The sequence below is a fragment of the Xanthobacter autotrophicus genome (assembly GCF_030015065.1).
Classification (GTDB): domain Bacteria; phylum Pseudomonadota; class Alphaproteobacteria; order Rhizobiales; family Xanthobacteraceae; genus Xanthobacter; species Xanthobacter autotrophicus_D.
This window is the reverse complement of record NZ_JAIVFN010000305.1, coordinates 1-601: the sequence shown is the minus strand read 5'-3', so window position 1 is coordinate 601 and position 601 is coordinate 1. Positions and strand designations below refer to the sequence as shown.

Below are 601 nucleotides of genomic sequence, written 5' to 3'. Positions count from 1 at the left end.
GATCTGCAGCGAGCACAAATGATGTCGAGGTAGGTAGGGTAGGGCGGCGGGAAATGAGCCAGGTCGCGGCCAACTACAAGGACGTCTGGGAAGAGGGCGATGCGCGCAAGGTGCTGCAAGATCTGAAAGACGCAGATGCGTCCGTGGCCCGCGCAGCACGTGCCGGCGACACGGTGAAGTGGGGCCTGGCCGCCTGCATCTTCTTCGTGTTGAGCATGGCCGCGGGTCTGGTTGCAGCAGGCGCTGCAGCTCGCATTCATTGGATTGGTCGGCTGCGGTATCTGGTGTTCAGTGCAGCCAACGCTGGTGTCGAAGGTCTGCGCCACAATTGGCGTGAGGCTCTGCAGCGGTGGCGCTGGCGCCTTCCGGAGCGCGACATGCTGCTCTCGGCCTATGCCGACCAGGTGCACTTCGCCACGCGGGTCGACCGCTCACCGCTTATTGACCTGGGCGTGGCCTCGGGCCTCTTGGAGCATCGTGGCCACCTGCTGGCCCCAATGAAAAACACCCCGGTTCGAATGTCCATCATCGACCTTCTGCAGCACGTTGAAGTGCTGGGCGGTTCTGGTGAAGGTAAGTCGCGCAACTTCTACGTCCCAGC

General features: G+C 62.7%; 1 protein-coding gene. It reads left to right on the top strand.

Annotation, left to right across the window (positions count from 1 at the left end; all coding sequences use genetic code 11):
- Nucleotides 1-53: 53 nt before the first annotated feature.
- Nucleotides 54-601, top strand: a 548-nt coding sequence (locus tag K9U40_RS23240) for a hypothetical protein (RefSeq protein ID WP_282892435.1), incomplete at its 3' end; no start/stop codon positions are given.